Origin of the sequence: Nocardiopsis alborubida (assembly GCF_012396365.1) — a bacterium.
GTDB classification, from domain to species: Bacteria; Actinomycetota; Actinomycetes; order Streptosporangiales; family Streptosporangiaceae; genus Nocardiopsis; species Nocardiopsis alborubida.
In genome coordinates, this window is record NZ_JAAXPG010000020.1 from 142322 (window position 1) to 161543 (window position 19222).

Sequence of the window (19222 nt, forward strand, 5' to 3'; positions counted from 1 at the left end):
GGGGATGGAAAGGGGCACGTTGGCCGCGGCGCCTTGCCCGGCGCGCCGGTGGGCCTGGGGAGCATCCGGGCGGAGGGTCAGTGCGGCTGGATCGCGGGAGGGTCGGGCACCGTTCCGGCGTTGGCCTGGGCGTTCTCGGCCATCTCCAGGTTGCCGTTCGCGTAGTGCATCGTGGCCTCGCCCGCGCCTCCGGTGGCGCTCGCGCTCAGGGTGATCATCTCCCCGACGACGCCGAGGAAGTGCGTGCCGAACTCCCCGAGCGCGATGCTGATGGGGACGCTCGAAGCCGCGGAGTTCACCTCCTCCAAGCGCGTGCCGAGGTCGGTGTACTCACCGGACAGCCCGGTGGTGCCCTCCTCGTCACCGATGAGACCGGAGACGTTGCGCAGGACTCCGTTGACCTCGGACACCTGGATGTTCCACGCGGACATGTGGGGGCTCCTTCTCCGTCGGGGGCGGTGGAGGGCGGTGGCGGACCGCATGTCTGGTGGCCGCGCACTCACCGAGAGTTCCACAGGGGTGAGACGTTTTCCCATCCTTTGCGTGGTTTCCGAAGGTCAGGTCGGTGTGGCATAGATATGCGCGTATGTGCAGGTGAAGACGAGGAATGACCAGGGAAGCACGAGGAGGGGCGTGGAGCCCGAGTGGCGCACGTCACTGCCCAGGGTGCGTGGTGGAGGAGCTTCTCCCGGGAGTACGCCCAGGTCACGCACGTGCGCATCGGCGCTGGGGATATGGCCGGATGCGGTCATCGAGGTCCTGGACTCCGGGGTCCGAGCGCGGCATCGGTGTCCCAGGCCGCCTCATGGGACTGAGCGCACTTGCCGGTGTTCGTTCCAGATTGGTTCAGGGAAAAATTCTCCGAATTTGATGCTGGAAAGATGCATAGAAGTGAGTCGGACGGGCTACGGTGACTAGCGAAATCCTTTGTGAGAGTCAGGGAGGTGGCGACCGTGCTCCTGCGGTTCCGTGTGGCGAACTGGGCGTCCATCCGGGACGAACAGGAGTTGAGCCTGGTCGCTGCCGACGATCACGAGGACCTTGCGATGCGGGAGATTCCCGGAACCGGGCTGAAGGCGCTGCCCGTGGTCGGGGTCCTGGGCGCGAACGCCTCGGGAAAGTCCAACCTGATGACGGCGATGGCCTACGCGCGCGACGCCGTCCGGTATTCGCACAACCGGTGGCACCCCCGCGGTGGGACCGGCCGTGTTCCCTTCCTCCTCGACGAGGCCGCGGTGGCCAGGCGATCGGAGTTCGCCTTCGACTTCGTCCTTGACGGTGATCGCCACGAGTACGGCTTCGCGGTGGACGACGGCGCGGTGACCTCGGAGTGGCTGTACAGCTGGCCGCGCGGCCGTATGCGGACACTCTTCGAACGTGAGGGCCAGGAGATCGAGCTCGGCCCCGGCCTGCGTCGGGGCTTCGGAAACCGGACCCGGATGGTCCAGGAGTCCGTCCGTCCCAACAGCCTCTTCGTGTCAGCGGGAGCGGCGGGCAACCACCCGTTGCTCACCAGCGTCTACGACTGGGTCGACCGGATCACGATGGCCTTCGACACGAACGCTCCCGTACGCCTGGACCTGACGTTGCGCATGCTCACGGGGCCCGAACGGGACCTGTGCACCCTCCTGCTCAGATACGCGGACCTGGGGATCACCGGTGTTCGTTCGGAGGAGAAGGAGATGCCCAAGGAGGCCACGGCGCACTTCGCGGCGGGTTTCCGGGTGCTCCACCCCGAAGGGCCCCCCACGGACCCGGAGGGCTGGCGCCAGTCACCCGAGATCGTCGTCGAGCACCGGACCCCCGGCGGCAGCGTGGAGCTGCCCTACGGCGCGGAGTCCCACGGTACGCACACCTGGCTGGAACTGGTCGGTGTGGTGGTCCGGGCGTTGGAACAGGGGCGTGTGCTCGTCGTCGACGAACTGGACGCACGGCTGCACCCGAACCTGGCCGGACAGCTGGTGCGGCTCTTCTCCGAGCCGGAGACCAACCCCCGTGGCGCCCAGCTCGTGTTCAACACCCACGACGTCACTCTGCTGAGCCGTCGTTCCTTCGGATACCTGACCCGGGACCAGACGTGGTTCACCGAGAAGGGGGCGGACGGAGCCACCGAACTGGTCGCGTTGCGCGAGTACAAGGTGCGCGATGACCGCGATGATGTGGTGAAGAAGTACCTTCTGGGCGCTTTTTCCGCTGTGCCGGTTTTCGATGGCGGCATAAGTGACGAACTCACCCGTCTTGTCGCCGAACGTGCGCTAACGTGCCGGTGTGGCGCCGAAGAAGAAGCGAAACACCTCTCTCAGCCCGAAGAAAACCGGGACGAAGAACCTCAAGCGCAGATATCTCATCTTCTGTGAGGACACCTATGGCGGGACGACCTACTTCACGAAGATGAAGGAGAAGCAGCGCTTCTCGAACGTGTCGATCGACATTGGTGACAGACACGGAGAGCCGTACGGCCTGGTCCTGGCCGCGCAGAAGAGACAGGAGTTCGCGCACAGGCGGCGCGGGGACCAGGGCACCGAGTACGACGAGGTGTGGTGTGTGATCGACGTCGAGGCACCCCGTCCCCATGATTCGCTGGACCGGGCGATGGGCCTGGCGCGGGACAGCGGGATCGAGATCGCCTACGCCAATCCGTGCTTCGAGCTCTGGTTGTACCTGCACCAGAGGGAGCCCGCGGGATACCTGACCACGGAGCAGGCCATCGCGAAGATGGAGGGGCTGGGGTGCTGTTACAGCAGGCGCAAGGACTTCGATCCCGAGCACTTCCTCGGTCAGCCCCAGCAGGAGGCGATCAGACGCGCCGAACTGTTGGAGAAGCGGCACCAGGAGACCCTCCACCCGAGCAAGAAGAACCCCTGGACGAACGTCCACCGTTTGGTTCGCGGTCTTCTCGACCACGCGTGAGGACGCGGAGTGATCAGAACTGACGCGCGTGGCACGGCGGCGCACCTTCCGGGCTTTGACTCCGGAGGAGCGCCGCGCGCACCTGCTCGCCATCGCTGAGGAGGAGACGCGGGGTCAGTGGACCCGGGTGACCTCGCGGGCGTCGGTGGAGACCAGGTAGTCCTCGGGGTCCAGGTCCATCGCCTCGCGCTTGGGGGAGTTCCAGTACTGGCGGTTGCTCTCATTGAAGGACTCGGGGCCGTCGTAGGAGATCTCCCAGATGAAGTGGTGGCTCTCCCGGTCGATCCAGGCGCCGCCGAGGGAGAAGCCGAACTCCAGACGCAGGGGAACGATCTCCTCCCTCCAACGCCGGACCCACTCGTCGAGCAGACCCTCTCGGACGGTGTAGGTGCGTACCTGGGTGGTGACGGCCATGCTGTCGCCTCTCCGAAGTGGTGGACGCGGGATCGATCAGCGCCGGTCCCGCGGGTTCCCGCGCACGTACCCGCTGGTCATGCCCGTGTGAGGTCGTGGTCCCAGCCCGGGCCGGAGGGATGGCATGTACCGGCTTCGGTGGGACCGGATCCTGGAGGACCTGGCACAGGACCCCGACGCCACCACTGACCTGCTCGCCGACGAACTTCCCGGGGATGCCGAGGAGGTGTTCGCCCGCCACGGGGTGCGGCTCTTCCCCGACTCCGCCGACGACCTCGACGTCCACTGCACCTGCCCGGACCGGGGGCATCCCTGCAAACACGGCGCCGCGGTCCTGTACACGTGGGCTTCGGCGCTCGACGACGCCCCGCTGCTGCTCTTCGCGTGGCTGGGAAGGGCCGAGGACGAGGTGATCGCCGCCCTGGACGCCTCGAGAAGCAGGAGCGGGCCGGGCGGAGAACTGGGAGTGGAGGTGGCGCCGTTGGTCGATCACGTCGCCGACTTCTGGGCCGTGGGCGAGCCCGTGCGGCTGGCCCCGCCCCGTTCCTTCGACCCGCTCGCGCACTGGGAGGATTCCACCCCGGGCGTCGCCTCCCGGCTGGCGCCCATGTACGAGCGGATCGGCCGTATGACGGATTGATCGTGCCGCTCCTGAGGCGGCCGGGCGTGCCCTCGCGCGGGGCGGCAAGCGGAGCCCTGGAGAGGCCGTCCCGGTCAGGGACAGTCGTAGTCGGCCACGCAGAACGAGTCCGCGGCCCTCGCGTAGAGCTTCTCGGTGGGACCCCAGTCGTCCTGCGGTCCGGCGGCCGACACCATGTAGACCTTGCCGTCTCCGCCGAGGAAGGTGCGTGCGTACACATCCCGGGGGCCGAGTTCTGGGTGTTCGTAGAGGTAGTTGAGGTGGTAGGCGTAGTCGATCTCCATGTTCAGGGATTCCCTGCCCAGGTACCGCCGTGACCTCTCGTGGACGGAGTACCCGGGCCTGTCCTGGTGGTCGGCTTCCAAGGCTTGCATGGCCTTCTCGGGAGAGTCGTGTGCGCCCCCGAAATCGGTGATCCGGATGAGGCGGTTCCGGCTACCTTGGTAATAGAAGATGTCCTCCGACAGTCCCTCGTCATCGCGCTGCCACCCCTCGGGGAGGTAGAAAGCGAATCCCCTGGCGTCCTCGTGGAGCTCGTACCCCTCCGGTACCGGGTCCTCTGCTGCCGGGTCTTCTTCTGCCGGGCTCGCCTCGTCGTCGCAGTGCTCACCGCCCAACCCGTCTGCGCACCCGTCCTCATCCGGGGTTTCGGGCGGGGTTTCGGGCGGCTCCGTGGCACCGGTCCCACCCGCGAGGGGAGAGCCGTTCCCGTCGGGAGCGTTCGTATCGGGGGCGTTCGCGTAGACACCGGCCGCCAACACGACGAGCACGACGAGCAGTGACACCAGCACCAGGGCCGATATGTTCACCTGCTTCGCTCTTCCGCCTCCAGCAGACCCCGGGCGCGTTCTTTCGACCCAGCATTGCTGGTCGGGGTCCCAACGCATATCCGTGGAATCGGACATGGCTCCTCCTCAACCGGTGAGTTGCCGCACCGTCTCGGCCAGAGCGGTCGCCGAGGACAGTGCGCCCAGTGCGGTGTTCGCCTGCTCCAACCGCTCCCACAACCTGCGCAGCCGGCCTGGGGCTGCGGTACCGGTCTGTGTGATCTCCTCCTCCGCCTCGACCAGTTCCGCCTCCACCTCGGCGACCCCCTCCGCGCCGGCGAACAGGGGAAGCTGTTGGCGCAGCAGGAGGACCTGTTCCAGCAGCTCCCGGTAGCGCTCGTCCAGAACGGCGTCGGAGGAGGCCTCGAAGCGCGCGGTGCCGTGGTCCCCGGTGGCGATCGCCACCTCCCGGGCGTCGCCGCCGATGGTGACGGAACCGGGGGCGCGGTTCCTGGTTGTCCTCCTCGGGGGTGTGACCGGGCCGCTCCGGCGGGTTTCCTCCCTGGGGCCGGCAGCCGCCGGGGCGGACGCCTCGGCGGAGCCGCCCGTGCCGGTGGAGACCGCTCCGCCGTGCAGCGAGCCGTCGATGGACACCGAGCCCGCGGCCGGTGTGGTGTCGTCGTGGGCCATGGTGTTACCTCTTGTCCTCTTCTTTTGCCGTGGCTGTCGGATCGGTGCCGGTGACGGCCTGCGCGCTGGCCCCGGTGGCGATCGATCCGGTCATGGAACCGCCGATGAACACGCCTCCGCGGCTGATGTTCACGACCTGCTGTTGGAACTCCTCGGTCTTGTAGCCGGCTTCGGCCAGGGCCTGGTGTGCCCCGGAGGTGATGCGGTCCTGGATGGTCTTGACGTACCGCTTGACGTCCATCTCCTGGAGCATCGACCGTGTGCCGCGTGAGCCCAACTCGCGGACGCTGAGCTGAGGCGCCCTCTGGGCCCTCCCACCCGCGGGCCCGCGCCATTCGAACCACCACGACCTGAGGGTGCCCGTCCCGCGGGCCAGGACGGTCATCGTCATCGCGGGCGCGGCCACCAGGGCCGACATCCGGAAGCGGGTCGACCGCTCGGTGAGGGTGTCCACCTCGTGGAAGGCGCTCCGCAGCGGTGGCAGGACGTAGGGCAGAACTTCGAGGATGAGGAGATCGCCCTGGGTGTGCACCCGCACGAAGACGGTGGTGACGACCTCCTCTCCCCAACCGCCCACCCGGATCCGAAGGAAGTGCCGCCGCTGCTCCGCGCCTTCACCGGTGGCTTCTTCGAGGTGTCTACGGATGTTGCCGTCCCCGTAGGGAAGCTTGGCGCGTCGCGCATCAGTGGGGAGGGCGGCGGGGAGGAGGACGCACTCCTGTAGCTCCATGTCCTTGAGCCGGTCCCTGCTGGTCCGGGAGGAGACTTCGGCGAGTTTCGCCAACCGCGGGGTGATGAGGTCGAGGACGCGGCGGCCGTCCAGGGGCTTGGCGCTGTCCGGGGTGTCGGGGCGGCGTTCGAGTTCCAGTGCCAACGACCAGGGGCGGTAGGGGTCGCCGGCGCCGAGGAAGGGATCGTCCTCGTTGTAGAGGATGAGGCGGGAGAACTGCTCCCTGTCGATCGCGGCCATGGTGCCCGCGCGCTGTTTCGTGAACAGGGAAGGGGCGACCTCCGGGGATGTGCCGGTGAAGGAATGGCGGGTCAGTTCCGTCCACAGGACCCTGGAGAGGTCGAGTTGGTGCCACACACCGATCGCGAGGAGGAGCGCCGGCGGGGAGAGGAGGGCCAGAGCCACGGGAACGTGGCCTGCTCCAAGGAACGAATACGCGAACAGGATCCACAGCACCGTCAGTGCCAGGTTGAGGAGGGCCAGGACCAGGGCGCGGAAGCGACGGCCCCGGCTGACCGGACCGGTGGTGCGTCGGCCGCTCGCCGTCAGGAATGGTGCACTCCGGCCCAGAAGCTTCTGGCGGCGTCGGGAGAACAGACCGACGAAGGCGAACAGGGCCAAGGAGATGAGTGCGGCCGTTCCCATCGCCCTCGCGGTCGAGTTCTCCTGGTCCGTCAACTCGGGCGGGTCCGTCGCATCGAACAGGATCAGGAAGTCGGGCGGGTTGATCAACGAGAACAGGGCCACCAGGCTCTCGATCCTCAGGCTTCCAGCCACCAGGCCCCAAACCACCAGGACTATCACGATCGCCAGGACCAGGCTCGCGGCCTTCATGTCCATGCTCCTGGCCCGCAGGCAGTGCCGGAGCACGGTCGCGACGTCGTAGCCCAGGGACGGGGGGACCGTGCGTTCGGGGTGTTCGATGAGTTCGGTGATGGCGGTTTCGCGGAACTCGGGGTCGAGGTAGGCCCCTGCGCACAGAAGGCGGGTGGCCTTGCTGTGGGTGTAGGAGGCGGTGGGCGGCAGGGGCGACGTGGATGGCACGGGCGGTGTGGGCGACGTGCTTCCCATGGTGCTGTCGGGGAGATTCGGTCGGGCCACGCGTCGCTCCAGGGGGTTGCCAGGGACGGAGGGGAAGTCGACTCCAGGTCTTGGGAGCGAGTGGTGCTCAGCATATGTGAATTTCTCTGGTCATTGGAGAGCGAATTCGAGATGGAGGGAGGGGCAGGCCATCTGGCCGGAGTAACTATAAAAACATCAGTATTCATGTGGTAAGGGGGCAAGGTGTGGTTCTGGCGTAATTCTGTAACCTTGTGGGGTCTTGGGGGAACAGTCGCCTTTGGTGTCCTGGGGAAAAATCCTTGGGAATCCTCGAATCTCCTCGGAAGTCAGAGACGCGGAGATTCCTCGCGCGGACCAGGCGGATTCGGTGTCCTGACCCTCGCCCCTGGCGCGGGGGAACCGCCGTGGTAATGATGCCTGACACGCTCTTCAGGTCGGAGTTGCGCACAAGAACGAAGCCGTGGCCGTAGATGTGCGGAATCTGGTTCAAGAGCAGGTCGTCCTGCTCGACGACGGGGACGCTTGCCTTCACCTGGTCCACGGACGTGGGTTCGAAACCGCCCAGCCTCATCTTGCCGATGGACTCCCAGCTCACCACTCCATGGCGGAGACCGTCATCGGCGATGACCGCCAACTGGGAGAAGTTGCGGGAGATCATGGTGGTGACCGCCTTGCGGACCGTGTCCTGGGGCCTGACTGAGACAACCTTCCGGTTCGCGGCCTCCAGACCCCCGCCCCGGAGCGTGGACGACGTGGACTCGAAGGGTTCCTCGACCTCGTTCTCTCGTAGCGGAGTGGACGTGGCTTCCTCGTTGGTGGGTTCCTCCCCGGCCCGGACGATGTCGATGGTGTTGTCGATCCATCCTTCGGTGAACGAGGGCTGTGTGGTCAGTCCCTTCTCCTCCAGGTCGCTTTGAATCGCCGCCTCGGAGGAAGGGGTACGTCGCGCCACGTTCCAGTAGGACGGGAACTTGCGGATCGTCATCGTGATGGGTCGTGGGGATCCCTCGCCGCGGCTTGGGCCAGAACCTCGGCGTGGCCTTCGGCCTCGTGCCACTCCTCCTTCTCCGCCACGGTCGGAGCTCCGGGATCCTTATCTCTCCCAGCCAGGACCGCCACACGCCGGGCGGCGTCGAACCGGGTCAGCCCGCACACCGTGAGCAGGGATCCCATACTGTCGAGCAGGTCCTGTTGGATCGCGGTGCGGGGGACGTCCTTGCGCAGCCACTCGACCCTGCGCATGTGGCGGAACCCTTCGGGAACCTGGTCGCCGTACGCGTAGCGGCCAACGACCTGACCGAGCGCCACCTTTTGGGAGGACTTGGAAGAGTTCTTGAGCGGCATGACCACGTGATCGCCCTCCTGGATGAGGCGGGCGAAGCGCCACAGTTGCCCCGTCCAGTTGACGACACTGCCCTTGGTCGCATCCGGGTAGGCAGCGCGGACCCGGCGCTTCAGTTCCCCCCGAGTGCGGCACTCGTTGATATCGCCGATGTGCCAGCCGACGATGACCATGCCTTCCCGGAGGCACATGCTCTCGCGCCCGCCATGGTGTCCGGACCGGATCAACCAGGCGGTTGGGGCAACCTCGCTCATGGACTTCGCTTCTTCCCCACGAAAACGGCACGATCGTGAGGTGGGCGGGGCAAGAGGTTATCGCCTGTCGCGACCACCGAGGAGAACGAGATCAGAATCGTTGCGTGGACGATGAGAGGCACGGCCTTCGTGGGCTGCCACGCGTACCTTTTCGGTCCGGACGTGCCTCTGTCACCGCTGCCACCTATGCTGGACGGGCAGTCAGGCGGGGCAGAACTGGAGAGGGAGCGGCCGGATGGCGAACCGATGGTGGGGTAAACCCTCGGAGTTCCGTTGGGAACAGTCGGCCCTGGACCACATCCGCGAGTACTTCCCCGATCGGGAGCCCTACCGCGCCTGGCAGGGCATGTCCTTCACCGCGCGCAACAACCGCGTCCGCGAGTGCGACCTGTTCGCCGTCACCCCCACCGGCGCCTTCCTCGTCGAAATCAAGAGCCACCCGGGGCGCGCCACCAACCGGGGCAGTGAGTGGACCTTCACCAACGGCCACCGCCGGACCATCACGAACCCGCTGCACCTGACTGAGCAGAAGGCCAAGGAACTCAAGGATCGTCTCCAGTGGGCGGCCAGGAAACTGGGCCTGCCCGACAACGTGCGGATCCCCTTCATCAAGGCCGCGGTCTTCCTCTCCGCCGACGACCTGCGCTGTGACTTCGACGAGGTACAGCTGGCGGAGGTCTACGGCCGGGAGGGCCTGGAGAAGCAGACCGGCCTGGACGGCATCTGGAGCGGTCTGCTCGGCCGCCCCCACACCACGGTCAGCCCGGGTTTTCTCAAGAACGTCTCGCTCCTGATGGAGACGATCGGTGTCCAGTCGCTGGACCGCGCGCTGAAACTGGGCGAGTACACGCTGGAGAAGCGCTCCTTCGACAGCGGACCCACCTGGACCGACTACCGGGCCCGGCACCAGCAGTTGGGCAGCAGCAGCCGGGTGCGCCTCTACCACTACGGCGAGTCCCCGAGCGAGGACGACCGCCGTTCGGTCGAGCGTGCGGCCAAGCGCGAGTACATGTCCCTGGAGGGCATCTCCCACGAGGGAATCGTCAAGGCCGAGTACTTCGGGGTCGTCGACCAGATCGGTCCGGGCATCGCCTTCCGGCACCACTCCTCCTGGAAGCGGCTGGACCACTTCATGGCCGAACACGGGGACGACCTCGAGATCGACACCCGGATGGAGATGGTCCGCCAACTGGCCGAGGCGGTCAACCACGCCCACCGCAACCGCCTCTTCCACCGTGCCCTGGCCGCGCGCAGCGTGTGGGTGGAGCTGGACGGCTCCTTCCCGCGGCTGTACATCGCCGACTGGCAGGTGGCCTCCCGTGAGAGCCTGCGCCTGCGCAGCGGAGGCCACACGCGTCACACCTCCGATGGCGGGGCCGCGACGGAGCACCTGGAGGCCGCGCTGGGCGAACGCGCCCTGGCCGCGCACGTCGAGGCGGCCGCCCAGGCCTATCTGGCACCGGAGTTCCCCGACTACGGGGGCAGGGCCGCCCCCCAGGACATCTTCGGCCTCGGTGCGCTCACCTACCTCGTCTTCACCGGCCAACCGCCGGGCCGCAACCGCCGCGAGATGAGCCGACAGATCCAGGAGCACGGCTGCCTCACCCCGGCCGCGGTGAGCGACGACATCGTCCCCCAGTTGGACACGCTCGTTCGCGAGGCCACCCGCCGTTCCCCCGGTGACCGCCTGTCGACGGTCCAGGCCTTCCTACGCATGCTCGACCAGGTCGAGGAGTACCTGACCCAGCCCGAGGTCAAGACCGACCCGCTCACCGCGCGACCCGGCGACGAGACCGAACAGGGGTGGAGGGTCCGGGAGGTCCTGGGCAGGGGCGCCACGGCGCGCGCCCTGCTCATGAGCGGGCCGAAGGGTGTGGAGGTCGTCCACAAGGTCGCCCTCAACTCCGGTTCGGCGGCCGCCGCGCTGCGGGGGGAGGCCCAGACACTGCGGATCGTCGGTTCCGGTCCCAGGATCGTGGCCCTGGCCTCCGCCGGAGCGGACCAGGAAACGGGTGTGCGCGAGATCGGCGAGCGCACCGTCCTCCCCCTGCAACACGCGGGGGAGAGCACGCTCGCGGACTATCTGTCCCGCCAGGGGGCCCTGGGCACCGGTGAGTTGCTCCGGTTCGGGCAGCACCTGTTCGACGCGGTCGAGCACCTGGAGAGCAAGAAGGTCTTCCACCGCGACATCAAGCCGGCCAACCTCGGTGTCCAGGAGCCCCCCAAACAGGGTCGTACCCTGATGCTCTTCGACTTCTCCCTGTCCAGGACACCGTGTGAGAACACCGCGGCGGGGACGCGCGGTTACCTCGATCCGTTCCTGGGTCCGGACCGCCCCTACGACGAGTCCGCCGAACGCTACGCCCTGGCCGTGACCCTGCACGAGATGGCCACCGGAGAACTCCCCGTGTGGGACGACGACGGGGTCGGCCCCGAGTTCCTGGCTGACGACGTCGAGCTTCCGCGACTCTCCGAGGACGCCTTCCCCGAACAGAACCGGTCCCTCCTGCTCTCCTTCTTCCACCGCGCGCTGCACCGCAGGGTGGAGCGGCGCTTTGCCACGCTCCAGGACATGCGCAGTGCCTGGGAGGCGGCCCTCTACGCGGCCTCTCCGGTGGCCGAGGCCGTGGTAGAGAGCGAGGAGACCCGCCGACGCAACGCCGAGAGCGCGGACCTGAACACGCCGTTGCACCTGGCCGGGCTCACCCCGCTCGCCCTGGACACCGCCACCCGGGTGCTGAAGTGCGAGACGGTTGGCGACCTGCTCACCAAACCCGTCCGGGAACTCCACCGCCTGCGCGGTGTCTCCCTGCCCACGCGCAACGAACTGGTCAAAGCGGTCACCGACTGGCGCAAGCGCCTGGACGTGGCCGAGTACGCGGTCGCCACACGCTCCAAGCTGCCCCGCGGCGCTGACGGTGACGAAAAGAGGAAGGCCACCCTCGACCAGGTGATCCGCCAGTTCATCCCGACCTCCACCGAGGCCAACGGGCAGTGGGTACGGGCGGTGCGCGAACTGCTCGGCATCCCCGAGAAGGCCGCGGCCCGCACCGGCTGGTGGCCCACCCATCGCAGGGTCGCCGAGCGCGTGGGGCTTCCCCAGGAACTCGTGGACCGGGACCTGCAACACGCCGTCACCTACTGGTCCAAGAGCGCCTCGCTCCTGAGCTCGGTCCGCGACGACGTGGTGGAGATCCTCGCCCGCAACGGCCGTGTCCGCGAGGTCGGGCAGATCGCCGCGGAACTGCTCACCCTGCGCGGCACCTCACTGGAGGGGGACGCCCGCGCCGCCTACGCGATGGCGGCGCTGCGCGTGGCGGTGGAGTGCGAGGAGCGCCGCACCGACCAGAGGTTCGTCGTTCGCCGCTACGACCGCAGGGTCCTGGTCGCACAGGTCATCGACGACGACCCCTCCGTCCCGGTGGAGGGTGAGTTGTTCGACTATGCCGAGGCGCTCGCTCACCGCGCGGACGAGCTGGTCCGCGTCCGGCCCGGGGAGCCCCTGCCCACCCCTGCCACGGTCCGACAGGCGCTGCGCGCCGTCACTCCGCCCGAGGGAATGGAGCCCCTGAGCGACACCGACCTGGTGCAGTTGGCCGCGGTGGCCTCCGGCCGTGCCGAGGTCACGCCCCGGCTGGAGCTCTACCCGGTCGACTTGGACCTGGAACGGGCGCTCCAGCTCACCCAGGCCGTCGGTTACCTGGGCGCGCCCGGTATCACCCCGCAGCAGGTACGCGACCGGGTGAGGGCGCGCTTCCCCGCGCTCGAGGCTCCCGGGGACGGGCAGCTGTGGAACCTGCTGGCCGACAAGTACCCCAAGCTCCGCAGGCGCGAACACCAGGGCACCACCTACTGGTACCTGGAGCCGGAGCTGACCACGTACCAGCCCTCCACGCACACGGGGCCGCACCATGCTCCGGGGCAGCTCGACGCCGCCTCCGCCCGAGCCTGGCAGCAGTTGGAGGCCTCGGTGGGAAGCGGGGGTTTCCGTGCGCTCAAGACGTGGATGCCCGACACCGAGCGCAGCGCCGAGGCCCTGGCCCGCACCCCCGGAGTGGTGCCCTTCGACGTCTCCGCCGAGTTCGTCGCGGTCGTCGACGAGGTACTGGGCGAGATCGGCGGCGGCCTGGACTGGGATGTCCTGGCCGAGGCCGACAACAGCCGTCCCGCGGCCTTCGAGCGTATGCTGAGCGACGTCTTCGAACGGCTCGGCCACCGGGTGCGTTCGGCGGGGCCCGCGGGACCCGGCGAGGACGCGGTGGTACTGCTGTACCGGGCGACCCCCCTGGCTCGCTACGCGCCGGGCCGCGCCCTGTTGGGTGCCCTCGTCCAGGAGGCACGTGAGGCGGGCACCAGTCCGTACGGACTGTGGCTGCTGTGCCCGATGCGCGGCCCCCAGGGGCCCGCGACCCTGGACGGTCACCCGGCGGGAATCATCAGCGACGTCGAACAGGTGCTGCTGCCGAAGGGCTTCGCGGCACCGGAGGCCGCACCGGTGGGGTGAACCGGATATGCGCTGCACGGTGAGCCCCTTCGCCGAGTCATGGGGGCGATCGAAAGTGACTCCGGGACGGGGGTTCGCCGAGGGGGTGGCTGGTTGTCTACAGGTGAGAGGCCGGCCGTGGCGCGTGGGCGCACGCCGATAGTTGAGGGTATGAGCCCTGCGCAACACCGTGCCACCCAGCGCGATACCGCTCAGGGTCCCGCCGTGCTCCAGGGCCGCGCCCTTCAGCGCCACGCTGCCCCGGGTCCCATGACCGCAGCTCTCGCGATCGTGGCCGGCCAGTACGGGGCCCTCACCTGCGTGCAGGCCCGAGGGTGCGGGCTCGCCACGAACGACCTCCGGCAGCTGCTCCGGCTCGGGGAATGGCTGCATCCCCACCGGCAGATCTACGTCGTGTGCTCCCTCGTACCGGAGACGTACGGTCCCGAACGACTTCGCTGTGTGTTCATAGCTGCCCAGCTCGCGCTGGGGTCGTGCGCGTGCTCGGCCGGGCGGACCGCGGCGAGGCTGTGGAGGGATGCGGGGACTGGAGTGGTGGGACGGGCACGAGGTCCACATGGCCGCCCCGGACCTGAAGGCCCAGTGGTACCTGGCCGGGGTATGAGATGCGCTGTCTCCGCCAGCTTACGCCCTAATGTGAAAAATCTATCCGACAGTCCATGTCGAATGATTGGTCATTGGCTTCGGAGGGTGGAAGCACTGAATCGGGTTGAGTCCGTGTCCAATGCTTAATTGTGGTCCTGTCGTGAAGGCGAAATTGCTCAAGGAATATCTATGCAAGGGTCTTGAATGAGCTTCTGTCGAGTGCTATATTTAATCCTAAATAAGTGAATAAACCCCTTCTTGAGATAGGTGTCTGCGTGAAAAACATGATTGGCGACAGGTTTCTTCTGCTGGGAGTATCCCCGCGTATTGGCGGCCTGTCGGAAGTCAAGAAGGCGGTGGATACCAACAGTGAAGACGGTGTCTTTGTAGCTGTAAAGGTGCTCAGGAAGCGCGATGATGAGATTATCAAGATTTTCCTTGATCGCGAGACGGAGTCCTTGAAGGAACTTCGTCATCCCAACATTGTGCAGATGCTGGACTCGGGTTGGGACGAGACTCTTGGGCAGTATTACATTGCCTTGGAGTGGGTTGATCGCAGCCTGAAGGATGTTCTTCCCGAAGGGAGTCCCATGGCCTGGGAGTCCTACTTCGAGAAAATCGGCATCCCCCTGGTGGAGGCCCTGTCGCATGCTCATTCCCTGGAGATCGAGCACCGAGACGTCAAACCCGGCAATGTTTTGATAGATTCGAAGGGGCGGCCGAAGCTTGCCGACTTCGGAATCGCCAAAATCCGCTCCAAGGTGCTTGAGTCAGACGAAACTGTGGCTGACTTCCGGTCCAGCCTCTACGCCCCGCCGGGGGGTGAAGACGAAGTTCCCTACGTGCGTGATGTTTTCAGCTATGGCGTGCTTGCTATTCAAGCGATAACAGGCAGCAAGATCGGAAGCCATACAGATCTGACGCCGACTCTGGAAGGCATGGATGTAGATTCAGAGTTCCGCGATATCCTGCGGGACTGTGTTGATTTCAACCCGGCGCGGCGGCCTGCTAACGCAACGATCCTCGAGCAGAGAATTAGAGAGGCATTCAGGGTCTGCGGGGACCGAAAGTCACGCAAGCGTAATGCCTTGTGGATGAAGTGCACGCGAAGCGCCGCAGAAAAGGTTCTCGGGTTGAAGAGGGGGGATGACGTTAACTGGGATCAGGCGGAGAGCGCCATTCTGAATGACCTGAGCGACCAGGTGCATGCTGAGTTCAGCTACAATAGGCAGTCTGAAGAGGTCGAGTTCGATACGATCAGGCTCATTGGTCGATCCTGCCTCTATCTTCTCAAGCTTGCTGATGACTCTGACGACCGCGCTGTTATTGTCACCGTCCTGAACAAGGGCGACGAGTGGATTGAACGGCAGCGAGAAAAAGCATACCCCGTTGGGCTGTCACTGACCTGGGCCTTTGCTGATCCAGGTGAGCATGCTGCAGTTGAGGGATTGAAATCCCTGATGGATCGTTTGAAGGAGCACAGCGATCTTCGCCAGAAATCCAAAGAGTCACTCCGATCGCAGAACCTTGGAGATCTTTTCGAGGGTTGGCGGAGGCTGCTCGATGCTCGTGAGGAATCAGCCGCCGGAGGGCGAAAACAACTTGAATACGAACGTGTCTCCGGGCAGGGGCGCAGTATCGAGTTTCATTTGACCTTGCCGAATGACGTTGTGATGCAAGGTGAGGAGTGGACTGTATTCGACTACACCAACAGGCGCTCCTTGGACCGAGGTGAAGTTGTGCGCCAAGGAGATAAATCGGTTACTCTGAGGTTTAGCAAGGCCGACGTTCGCATGCCTCAAAAGGGTTTCCTAAAGCCTTACTTGGGTCCTACTCAAACTGCTCTCAACCGTCAAAAATCTGCCCTGAACAGTGTCGCTCACGGGCAGAGTAAGAATAAGTTGTTGCGTGAGGTTATCGAGGATCCGTCACAAATCTCTGTAGGGCCGCCTGCGGAAATCAGTCAATGGTTTCGAAAAGATCTTGACGGTAGCAAACGTGAGGTGGTGAAGCACGCTCTGGGAACGCAGGATCTTCTTCTGGTCGAAGGTCCTCCGGGTACGGGTAAGACGACAGTCATCGCTGAGATCGTTGAGCAGACGCTCAAGCGCTCACCTAACGTTCGCATCCTGATTGTTAGCCAGACGCACATTGCCATCGATAACGCCCTGCTCCGACTCGAGGATGCTGGCATTAGCGGACTGGTACGCCTTGGGCGTCCCGATGATTCGCGAGTGGCGGACAGTGCTCAACACCTCCTGCTCGACAAGCGAGTGAAGCGATGGTCCAAGGAGGTTCGCTCCAAAGCTGAAGCCCACATGGACCGACTGGCTGGAAGTCAAGGGGTGGAAACACGCCATCTCAAGGCTGCATTGCTGCTACAAGAATTGGCATCAGTCGCCGACACCCTCACAACAGTCGAAAAGCATCTGGAATCTTTGGACGATCGTACCTATTCAGAACGAACCACTTCCACCCGGGAACTGGGTGAGCAGATGGTCGATGCCCGACAACGACGGGAAAAACTAAGGGACCAGCGCCGTGAGCTTTTCGACAGGACTCAGGCTGTTCTGGACGGTGATCTGACTCTTCGGGAGGAGATGTCGTCCAGTGAGGCGAGGGCTGGTGTTGAGGCGCTACTTGGAAATGATGGCTATGGTCAGAGGCTGATGGGCCTTGTCGAACTCCAGGGGGAGTGGCTTCAGCGTATCGGTAGTGATCAGAATCTAGTATCGTCCTTCCTGAAGGATAGCAAAGTCATTGGCGGGACCGCGCTGGGTTTCCTTGGACATCCAGCCGCGCGAGATCTTCAGTTCGACTTGTGTATTTTTGACGAGGCATCCAAGGCGACGGCAACCGAGGCTTTGGTACCACTCGCCCGTGCACAGCGTTGGGTCCTGGTCGGTGACACTCGGCAGCTGCCTCCCATCGACGAAGAAATTCTTCGTGACCGGCCGCTGATGGTGGAGTACCAACTCGATCCGGAGCTGGTCAAGACCACACTCTTTCAATATCTGGCAGAAAAGACTCAGTCTCCGGTCAAGCACATGCTGCGTGAACAGTATCGAATGACCCCCGCGATCGGGAACTTGATTTCAAACTGTTTCTACAATGGGGAGCTGCGTTCTCCGGGTCGCCAACAGCTTGCTGGCTACGACAGGGTGAGCAAACCGGTTCTGTGGCTCGACACCAGCCGTCTTGGTAATCAGCGTCTTGAGTCCGAGCGTAGTGCTGCGCAGACGAGTATCTCCAATCGGACAGAAGCCAAGATCGCGATCAGGCATCTGGAAACGCTGGAAAAGTCGATTGGCCGTGGTCTCATCAAGATTTCCGGGAAGAAAAAGCTCGAAGTTTTGGTGATCGCGCCTTACTCTCGCCAGGTGGACGAACTCAAACGTTCCCTGGCTGCGGTTCGAATGAGTAATATTGATGCGGAAGTTTTGTCTGTTGATGCGGTGCAGGGCAGGGAGTGTGACTTGGCAGTATTCTCCGTCACGCGAAGCAACAATCGTGGTGATTTCGGATTTCTGGGAGAACCATATTGGAGGCGTATCAACGTTGCGCTCTCGAGGGCTCGATACGGACTTGTCGTTGTTGGTGACGCTGCCTTCAGTGGTAGCAAACAAGGCGCACTCCGTGATGTCCTTGACTACATGAGAAATCACCCTGAAGAATGCGAGGTTCGTGATGTCAACATTTAGTCCTGATAGTGTCCTGGCTTCTCAGTTCGGCGATTCCCGTTCGGGGTTGGACCTGGTGGCTATTGTTGACGCAGCCCTCCCAGTAGGACAGATCACCGTAGACGTCCTAGCGCAGGACCGGAAGGATCTTCCACTAATGGAAGAGTTTGTTCTTCGCCTGGTCGACTCTGGGGTCAATACCGGGCAATCTATTAGAGATTTTCTCGGTCTGCCAATGAGTCTGGTTACACAGACCATCGCGGACCATTTCTCTTCGGATTACCTTACCTATGCTAGCGGTCCCCGCGGGGCGGATGATGGCGGTCGCCGTTTGGCGTTGACACCGAGGGGTCGGATCGCTGCCAAGGAGCTGGCTTCCATCGCCCCGGTTCAGGATGAATTGGATCTGGTCTACGATGAGCTTCTTTGTAAAATCGGTCCCTTTCGTCGGAACGAAACCATATCCCAGTCCAGGGCAAAGGATGACGGTTTGCTGATGCTTCCTCGCCTGCGGAAGCAACGTCTGGGGCCATCGGACATCTCTCCGTCGGAGATCAACGCGCTACTTCGCGATCGAGGTGATTCCAAGCGCGAGATCCTGATGGTGAAAGGCGTAAGTCAACGTAGAGGGCGGCGGTTCCTTCCGGTTCAGGTGCTGCTGTATTCGGACAGTGAGCGCTCCGATATTCAGATTGGGGTAGTCGTCGACGGTGAAATCAGCAATGATCACGAGTTGTCTCTGATCGAATCAGGTGGAGCGGACGCACTGGGTATCAAGGTAGATGCCCCAGAGCAGCGTCCTCAGTTGGATCCGATTTTGGAGCGCGACCGGATTCCACTTCATGAGGTCACTCGTAAACTCAGGGAGGAGGTCGCCCGGCAGGCGACTCCTGGGCCAGCTCTCAAGGAAGCTGATGCTGGAGATGTTACCCCGGAGAGAGAAATCCGAGCCGTGGCCGTGTATGAGCACCCCGAACTGCTCAGCGAAGCACTTCTGAAGGCCAAGAAGAGAATCCTGATCATCTCACCATGGGTGAAGAACGCCATTGTGGATACGGAGTTTATCAGAAAGCTAGAGATGTGCCTTAAGCGTAAGGTTGATGTGCGTATCGCGTACGGAATCAGGAAGGACGGGGACGATTCCGATTCCGATGCTCACGCTTTGAAGCGCTTGGCCAACCTGGAAAAGCGTTATCCGGAACAACTTTCCCTGGTGCGAGTGAAGAGTACGCACGCAAAGATTCTTATTTTTGATGACGTCTGGATCAACACGAGCTTCAACTGGCTAAGCTTCCGGGGGTCTCGGGACCGTACGTATCGAATGGAAGAGGGTACCCTGGTTCGGGGGAACGATATTGTTGATGCCCAGTTCGGGAGTTACGTTGGGCAAATTGAAAATAACCGCCTTTGATTTTTCGAGTGGTCTCTCGGGGTGAAGTTCGAGCTCGCCGGTCGTAGGGTGCGGAGGTTCGCCTGACCTTAAGTTCTCTGGTGTCCGTCGGTGGAGGGGCCTGGTGCTGACTTTTAATTTGTGGGGTTATATCTCCAAGGACAGTCCAGTTCCGGCCAGACACCCCTTGAGCAGCTCGGGACGGTACTGCATGGGTCTGAGTCGAGCGCGCATCAAAACGGCGAGCTGGTCGA

Annotated in this window: 13 protein-coding genes; 6 read left to right on the plus strand and 7 right to left on the minus strand. The window is 64.2% G+C overall.

Annotated features, from left to right (window positions below):
• Nucleotides 1–77 precede the first annotated feature (77 nt).
• The gene (locus tag HGB44_RS20805; protein ID WP_061080227.1) at nt 78–431 is read right to left on the minus strand and encodes a DUF6507 family protein; all 354 of its coding nucleotides are present in this window, start codon (nt 429–431) and stop codon (nt 78–80) included.
• A gap of 513 nt (nt 432–944) precedes the next feature.
• Here HGB44_RS20805 and HGB44_RS20810 point away from each other — a divergent pair.
• Together HGB44_RS20810 and HGB44_RS20815 are read left to right on the plus strand one after the other, a co-directional pair.
• Nucleotides 945–2357 carry an AAA family ATPase gene (locus tag HGB44_RS20810; protein WP_168444085.1) on the plus strand — a complete coding sequence of 471 codons (1413 nt, stop codon included), beginning with the start codon at nt 945–947 and terminating at the stop codon, nt 2355–2357.
• Between the two features lie 34 nt (nt 2358–2391).
• Nucleotides 2392–2910: an RloB family protein gene (locus HGB44_RS20815; RefSeq protein WP_061080229.1), complete on the plus strand. Its 519-nt coding sequence runs from the start codon at nt 2392–2394 to the stop codon at nt 2908–2910.
• Between the two features lie 114 nt (nt 2911–3024).
• Here the strand turns inward: HGB44_RS20815 and HGB44_RS20820 are convergent, their stop codons facing one another.
• Complete coding sequence (locus tag HGB44_RS20820; RefSeq protein WP_061080230.1) at nt 3025–3324, minus strand: NIPSNAP family protein; 300 nt, start codon at nt 3322–3324, stop codon at nt 3025–3027.
• A gap of 124 nt (nt 3325–3448) precedes the next feature.
• Between HGB44_RS20820 and HGB44_RS20825 the strand changes: the two genes are divergently transcribed.
• Nucleotides 3449–3964 (plus strand): SWIM zinc finger family protein, encoded by a 516-nt coding sequence (locus HGB44_RS20825; RefSeq protein WP_061080231.1) that lies wholly within the window; start codon nt 3449–3451, stop codon nt 3962–3964.
• A 74-nt stretch (nt 3965–4038) separates the two neighbouring features.
• On the opposite strand, the gene HGB44_RS20830 is transcribed toward HGB44_RS20825, so the two are convergent.
• From HGB44_RS20830 to HGB44_RS20850, 5 genes are all read right to left on the minus strand, one after another.
• The gene (locus HGB44_RS20830; protein ID WP_168444086.1) at nt 4039–4755 is read right to left on the minus strand and encodes a DcrB/PsbP domain-containing protein; all 717 of its coding nucleotides are present in this window, start codon (nt 4753–4755) and stop codon (nt 4039–4041) included.
• A gap of 123 nt (nt 4756–4878) precedes the next feature.
• Nucleotides 4879–5421, minus strand: coding sequence for a hypothetical protein (locus tag HGB44_RS20835; protein WP_061080233.1), 543 nt, complete (start codon nt 5419–5421; stop codon nt 4879–4881).
• 4 nt (nt 5422–5425) lie between these two features.
• Nucleotides 5426–7195, minus strand: coding sequence for a hypothetical protein (locus HGB44_RS20840; protein WP_061080234.1), 1770 nt, complete (start codon nt 7193–7195; stop codon nt 5426–5428).
• A gap of 220 nt (nt 7196–7415) precedes the next feature.
• Nucleotides 7416–8198 carry a CBS domain-containing protein gene (locus HGB44_RS20845; protein ID WP_061080235.1) on the minus strand — a complete coding sequence of 261 codons (783 nt, stop codon included), beginning with the start codon at nt 8196–8198 and terminating at the stop codon, nt 7416–7418.
• Nucleotides 8195–8809, minus strand: coding sequence for a restriction endonuclease (locus HGB44_RS20850; protein WP_061080236.1), 615 nt, complete (start codon nt 8807–8809; stop codon nt 8195–8197). Before HGB44_RS20850 ends, HGB44_RS20845 begins: the two co-directional genes overlap by 4 nt.
• 235 nt (nt 8810–9044) lie before the next feature.
• On the opposite strand from HGB44_RS20850, the gene pglW reads away from it, so the two are divergent.
• The 3 genes from pglW to HGB44_RS20865 all read left to right on the plus strand — a co-directional run bounded on the left by pglW (nt 9045) and on the right by HGB44_RS20865 (nt 18989).
• Nucleotides 9045–13313 carry a BREX system serine/threonine kinase PglW gene (gene pglW, locus HGB44_RS20855; protein ID WP_061080237.1) on the plus strand — a complete coding sequence of 1423 codons (4269 nt, stop codon included), beginning with the start codon at nt 9045–9047 and terminating at the stop codon, nt 13311–13313.
• A gap of 827 nt (nt 13314–14140) precedes the next feature.
• On the plus strand, nt 14141–17599 hold the full coding sequence (locus HGB44_RS20860; protein ID WP_210751931.1) for a serine/threonine-protein kinase: 3459 nt from the start codon (nt 14141–14143) through the stop codon (nt 17597–17599).
• A gap of 136 nt (nt 17600–17735) precedes the next feature.
• Nucleotides 17736–18989: a phospholipase D-like domain-containing protein gene (locus HGB44_RS20865; protein WP_168444087.1), complete on the plus strand. Its 1254-nt coding sequence runs from the start codon at nt 17736–17738 to the stop codon at nt 18987–18989.
• Nucleotides 18990–19222 lie beyond the last annotated feature (233 nt).

Excerpts from the sequence above, each read along its gene's own strand:
- HGB44_RS20820 (WP_061080230.1), bottom strand. The coding sequence starts at position 3,324 with ATGGCCGTCACCACCCAGGTACGCACCTACACCGTCCGAGAGGGTCTG.
- HGB44_RS20835 (WP_061080233.1), bottom strand. The coding sequence starts at position 5,421 with ATGGCCCACGACGACACCACACCGGCCGCGGGCTCGGTGTCCATCGAC.
- HGB44_RS20815 (WP_061080229.1), top strand. The coding sequence starts at position 2,392 with ATGAAGGAGAAGCAGCGCTTCTCGAACGTGTCGATCGACATTGGTGAC.
- HGB44_RS20805 (WP_061080227.1), bottom strand. The coding sequence starts at position 431 with ATGTCCGCGTGGAACATCCAGGTGTCCGAGGTCAACGGAGTCCTGCGC.
- HGB44_RS20850 (WP_061080236.1), bottom strand. The coding sequence starts at position 8,809 with ATGAGCGAGGTTGCCCCAACCGCCTGGTTGATCCGGTCCGGACACCAT.
- HGB44_RS20845 (WP_061080235.1), bottom strand. The coding sequence starts at position 8,198 with ATGACGATCCGCAAGTTCCCGTCCTACTGGAACGTGGCGCGACGTACC.
- pglW (WP_061080237.1), top strand. The coding sequence starts at position 9,045 with ATGGCGAACCGATGGTGGGGTAAACCCTCGGAGTTCCGTTGGGAACAG.
- HGB44_RS20865 (WP_168444087.1), top strand. The coding sequence starts at position 17,736 with ATGGAAGAGTTTGTTCTTCGCCTGGTCGACTCTGGGGTCAATACCGGG.
- HGB44_RS20825 (WP_061080231.1), top strand. The coding sequence starts at position 3,449 with ATGTACCGGCTTCGGTGGGACCGGATCCTGGAGGACCTGGCACAGGAC.